The organism is Rubrivirga sp. (assembly GCF_049648075.1).
GTDB lineage: Bacteria > Bacteroidota > Rhodothermia > Rhodothermales > Rubricoccaceae > Rubrivirga.
This window is the reverse complement of sequence record NZ_JBARYR010000095.1, coordinates 1-4868: the sequence shown is the minus strand read 5'-3', so window position 1 is coordinate 4868 and position 4868 is coordinate 1. Positions and strand designations below refer to the sequence as shown.

Sequence of the window (4868 nt, the reverse complement as noted above, 5' to 3'; positions counted from 1 at the left end):
GCCGAGCGCTTCGAGGCGATCTACCTCCGCCCGACGAATGGCCGCGCCCAAAGCCAGGCGCTCCGCAACCACGCGACCCAGTACATCGCCTCGCCCAAGTGGGGCTGGCGGCGGTTGCGCACCGAGGAGCCGTTCCGGTACGAGGCCTACGTCGACCTCGAAGCGGGCGCGTGGACCCAGGTCCGCGTCGAGCTCGACGGCGAGCGGGCGCGGCTCTTCGTCCACGGGGCGCCGGAGCCCACGCTCGTCGTCGACCTCAAGCATGCGCCTGCAGAAGGCGGGCTCGCTCTGTGGGTCGGCCCCGGGACGGTGGCCCACGTCGCCGACGTGACGGTCACGCCAGTTCGCTGACTGGCCCATCTCCTCACCCTCGCTTCTCCGTCTCATGGGAATCGAACTCGAACTCGGCGTCCTCCTCGCCCTTCACCTGGTCGGCACCTCGGTGCTGGCCCCGTTCGAGGCCGAGACGCCGCCGTGGAGGAAGATCCTGAAGTGGACGGTCATCGCCGCCCTCACGCTCGGGCTCGTTCCGGTCGTGGGGCACGGGGCGCTCTGGGTGCCCACGCTATTCGTTTCAGCCGGCCTCCTGTTTCACCTCGCGTGGTGCCGACGCAACGGCATTGACGCGCTGCGAGCGACGCCACGCAAGCGCTACTACGCGCTCCGCGGGTGGACCTGGCCCAGCGCATGACGAGGCCCACAGCCTCGGCCTCTTGACCTCTATCTCCGCCCACGACGCCCTTCCACCCGTGACCCACGCGCCCTCGACCCTTTCCAGCGTGCGCGCGCTCGTAGCCGTGGCGCTCGTCGTCTCCCTGTCGGCGGCGGCGGTGTCGTGCGACAACGTCAGCGACCCCGAGCCGCCTCCGTCTCTTCACGACGGCGTGTACCGGATCGCGGTCGTGGTCCACGTCGTCCACCACGGCGAACCGGTCGGCGTCGGTCACAACCTCTCCCTCGCGCGCATCGAGGGGCAGATCGAAGGCCTCAACGACGACTATCGCCGTCGCGAGGGCACGCGAGGCTTCAACACGCATCCGGACGGCGCCGACGCGCGCGTCGAGTTCGTGCTAGCCCGGACGGCCCCGGATGGGACGGCGACGACCGGGATCGTGCGCGTCAACGCGACTGAGGTCGACAACCCGGTAGAGGGGAACGGCCTGTTTGACCGCTTCGCCTTCTACGGGTACTGGCCCCCGGAGCACTACCTCAACGTCTGGACCATGCCGCTCCCGCCGTCTACCGTCGACGTCGTCCTGGGGCTGGCGACCGGGCCCGAGACCGATCTCCCCGGTGCCGACCACCTGCTCGTCGGCGAGCCGTTCCAGGCCGAGGGCGTGCTCGTCAACTCGGCCCACTTCGGGGCGTCGTCGCTCGACTCCGAGTACAACCTCGGGCGGACGCTCACGCACGAGGTCGGGCACTACCTCGGGCTGCTCCACCCCTGGGGCGGAGGGAATTGCGACGCGAACGACCACTGCTTGGACACGCCGGCTCAGTCAACTCCGCTTACGGGGTGTCCGTCGCCCGCGCCCACCGGCTGCAGCGGCCAGCCGGTGATGGTGGAGAACTATATGAACTGGACCGCCGACCGCTGCATGAGCACGTTCACCGCCGACCAGGTCTCGCGGATGCACCACGTGCTGGAGCACAGCCCGCGCCGACGGACGCTCGCGAACTCGCCAGGCTTGGCCGCTCCCGACTCCGCCATCGCATCGACCCGTTGATCCTCATACCCTCCTCGACTCCCATGCCCGCAGCTCCCGACATCTATCCCATGCCGTCGTTCCCCGTCCTCGAGGTCGCCGACCCGGCCCACTCGGCGTCGTGGTACCAGGATGCGCTAGGCTTCCAGGACGTCTTCACGATGGCCAACCCGGACGGCCTCGTCTCCCTATCGCACCTCCGCTGGACGCGCTATGCCGACCTGCTGCTCCGCTCTGACTCGGACTCCCCAGGTCCCGGGGAGAAGGGGAGAGGCGTGACGCTCACGTTCGCCGTCACGGACGGGACTGTGGACGCCGTCGCCGAGCGCGCCCGCCAGCACGGCGCGCAGATCCTCTCCGAGCCCGAGGACAAGCCGTGGAACGCCCGCGAGTGCACCGTCGCCGACCCCGACGGCTTCCAACTCACGTTCACGCAGGGACCCCTCAAACCCCTCGACTTCAATCGCGTAATGGCAGGAGCCCCCGACACCCCGGACCCAAAACCGTAACGCTCCCCTGCGCCGGACGTCCGCGACCGATTCGAGACACGCGCGACTCCACCTACTCGCTTGATGGATACTCCGATGCTTCCAACGGAAGCTGCCGAAGCCTGGGTCGCCGCGTTCGCCGCGGGCCGACTGGCCTCGCTCTACGCAGCCGACGCCGTCAACCACCAGGTGGCCGAGCTGCCGGTCAAGGGTCGGCCCGCGATACGGGCCATGTTTGAGCGCGAGTTCGCCGGGGCTCAGATGACGTGCGTCGTCGAAAACCTGTTCAAAGACGGGAAGTGGGCGATCCTCGAGTGGTGCGACCCGCTCGGCTTACAGGGAAGCGGGTTCTTCCACGTCGTCAATGGCCAGATCGCGTTCCAGCGTGGGTATTGGGGCACGATCTCCGTTCCTGCGTCTGCACGGGTTGCCAGTCTCCCAGTTGTGATGTCGCCCGATAACGCCGCGTCGACCGGAGTGGCAGGTCGGTCGGCCACACGCACGCCTGCGGCCACCCGATTCCATGATTGATCCGCTCCTCGTCCCGTGCCCCGGCTGCGGAGGGCTCTTCCCCGACGGCACCGGCCCGGTCCACCGCTACCTGGAGTCGTCCCCGGGGTGCTGGGCCGCCTACGGTGAGGTCCTGGCTCGGGAGTATGGGAGCCCTGGGCACTTTGCTGTGCACCGGCTGACCGTCGACGCCTACGCCGCCCAGCATCCCGGTCAGCCCTCGCCCCAGACGGCGCAGTCCGTCGCCGTTCACCTCCTGAGCCTCTACGCGGTCCTGGACCGAGGGCTCTCGCCAGAGGCCGCGACGCGCCTGATCGGCCGAGCGGTCGAGCGCGGGCCGTACCCGTGGCTCGTACCGCCTGCCTCGCGCGGAGACGTCACGGTCGCGGACGTCGTCCTCGCTACCTCGGTTGAGAGTCACGCCCGAGCCGTCCGGGCGTGGGCGCGGAGCGCTTGGGAGGCGTGGCAGGAGTACCACGGGCAGGTCGTGGCGTGGACCGAGACCGCCTCTCCAGAGGCCTTCGGCGTCCGCCGGTCGTGACACGCCACCTCAACGCCGTACCGGATCGCGAAGACGACGTGAGGGAGCGGGGTGGCTTGGGAGATCTCTCGGTTGTCGCGTCACGAGAAGTGGAGGCACCTCGCTTCCGGCTCCCCACCTCCCCTGCCGTCATGATTCGCTCTTCCCTCTTCATCGCGTGCTCCCTCGTCGCGCTCGCTGCTTGCGACTCGTCCGACCCCATCGCGCTCGCCGTCTACGAGGTTGAGGTGGCCACTCTCGACGGCCCCGAGCGGTTCCGGCTCGGACTCGACACCGAGGCTCAAGTCGACCATGCTGAGGCCGCGCTGGCGGCCGGCCGCGTCGGCGTCGTCCACGGGACCGTCGTGCGGGGCGACGGCGGTTTCAACGACAGCTACTCGTGGCACCTCGACCCCGCCAGCGTCACGTTCCCCGACCTCGCCATCGAGGTCTGCGACGGACGTCCCCGAAGCGATGTCGAGGCCGACCTCGACTATTGGGCTGAGACCATCGGCGTGTACTGCCCGTGGGGCGCGCGTCTCCTCTCCCGTGCCGAGTAGACGGCGCCTAGCGACCTCCATCGACCCGATGTGCATTCCCATCCGAACGTCGGTCCCGGCCGACATCCCTCACCTAGCCCGCATCTACGGCGACGCCGTCCGCTCGGCCGGCCCGTCCCATTACACGGCTGACCAAGTCGAGGCGTGGGCGGCGTGGTCCGACGACGCGGAGGCGTTCAACCGCTCGGTGCTCCGAGCGCGGACGTTCGTCGCGGAGGAGAGCGGTGAGCTCGTCGGGTTCAGCACGCTCGAACCTGACGGGCGCGTCGGGATGCTCTACGTTCGGGGCGACCACCAGCGGCGCGGGCTGGGCGGCCGACTGCTGGCGGCCGCGGTCACGACGGCCGTAGAGGGCGGGATGGACCACGCCTATGCCGAGGCCAGCGCGTTCAGCCTCCCGGTGTTCCTCGGCGCCGGGTTCGAGGTGACGAAGGTGGAGACCGTCGAGAGGGGAGGGGTGGCGTTCGAACGGCACCGGGTCGAGCGGGAATTCTTGCCGCTGGCAGACCGGAACGCCGGGTACACGTGATGTACGGCTCAGAACACGACCCCATCCTGCGCGACCCGGTCAAGACCGACCCCGCGCTCCGGCTCGTCGACCCGTCGGCATACCTCGGCCGGTGACGCGTACCGCGCGCCCCGACGCGTGCGCCAGCACCGCGCGGTCCAGCACCTTGGGACTCGGCAGCCGTTCCGCGTCATGACGAGTGTCCCTCCTCCGACGACCATGTTGCACGGCACCTTGCGCCATCTCGCCGCTCCCCGACCGTTTCTCACCGACGGGGGGCTGGAGACGGACCTCATCTTCCACCGCGGGATCGACCTCCCGGCCTTCGCCGCATTCGTCCTGCTCGGCGCCGACGGCGGTCGGGAGCAGCTCCGGGCCTACTACCGGCCCTATCTCGACCTCGCTCGGCGGCACGCGACGGGGATGGTCCTCGAAGCGCCGACGTGGCGCGCCAACATGGACTGGGGCCGAGGGCTCGGCTACGGGCCGCGCGCGCTCGCCCGCGCCAACCGCGACGCCGTCGGACTCCTCCGGTCTCTCGCCCGCGAGACGCCGGGCGTCGAGACGGTGGTGAGC

6 protein-coding genes and 3 pseudogenes are annotated in these 4868 nt (G+C 69.8%); all 9 read left to right on the top strand.

The window, feature by feature from the left end; genetic code table 11:
* Positions 1–351 (top strand): annotated as a pseudogene (locus WBA11_RS02630) (hypothetical protein); the annotation flags it as partial.
* Between the two features lie 34 nt (positions 352–385).
* Positions 386–691, top strand: a complete 306-nt coding sequence (locus WBA11_RS02625; RefSeq protein WP_424519171.1) for a hypothetical protein — start codon at positions 386–388, stop codon at positions 689–691.
* Positions 692–749: 58 nt separating this feature from the next.
* Entirely contained in the window at positions 750–1727 is a 978-nt protein-coding gene (locus WBA11_RS02620) for a M43 family zinc metalloprotease (RefSeq protein ID WP_424519170.1), read from the top strand.
* Between the two features lie 23 nt (positions 1728–1750).
* A complete protein-coding gene (locus WBA11_RS02615; protein WP_424519169.1) occupies positions 1751–2215 on the top strand; it encodes a VOC family protein in 465 nt (154 codons plus the stop codon).
* 75 nt (positions 2216–2290) lie between these two features.
* Positions 2291–2642, top strand: a pseudogene (locus tag WBA11_RS02610) (nuclear transport factor 2 family protein).
* A 75-nt stretch (positions 2643–2717) separates the two neighbouring features.
* On the top strand, positions 2718–3245 hold the full coding sequence (locus WBA11_RS02605; RefSeq protein WP_424519168.1) for a DUF5946 family protein: 528 nt from the start codon (positions 2718–2720) through the stop codon (positions 3243–3245).
* Between the two features lie 131 nt (positions 3246–3376).
* Complete coding sequence (locus WBA11_RS02600) at positions 3377–3784, top strand: hypothetical protein (RefSeq protein ID WP_424519167.1); 408 nt, start codon at positions 3377–3379, stop codon at positions 3782–3784.
* 28 nt (positions 3785–3812) lie between these two features.
* On the top strand, positions 3813–4313 hold the full coding sequence (locus tag WBA11_RS02595) for an N-acetyltransferase family protein (protein WP_424519166.1): 501 nt from the start codon (positions 3813–3815) through the stop codon (positions 4311–4313).
* Positions 4314–4430: 117 nt separating this feature from the next.
* Positions 4431–4868 (top strand): annotated as a pseudogene (locus WBA11_RS02590) (hypothetical protein); the annotation flags it as partial.

Bases quoted from the DNA above. Each gene is read 5' to 3' on its own strand.
- WBA11_RS02625 (WP_424519171.1), top strand. From the start codon at position 386: ATGGGAATCGAACTCGAACTCGGCGTCCTCCTCGCCCTTCACCTGGTC.
- WBA11_RS02615 (WP_424519169.1), top strand. From the start codon at position 1,751: ATGCCCGCAGCTCCCGACATCTATCCCATGCCGTCGTTCCCCGTCCTC.
- WBA11_RS02605 (WP_424519168.1), top strand. From the start codon at position 2,718: ATGATTGATCCGCTCCTCGTCCCGTGCCCCGGCTGCGGAGGGCTCTTC.
- WBA11_RS02600 (WP_424519167.1), top strand. From the start codon at position 3,377: ATGATTCGCTCTTCCCTCTTCATCGCGTGCTCCCTCGTCGCGCTCGCT.
- WBA11_RS02595 (WP_424519166.1), top strand. From the start codon at position 3,813: ATGTGCATTCCCATCCGAACGTCGGTCCCGGCCGACATCCCTCACCTA.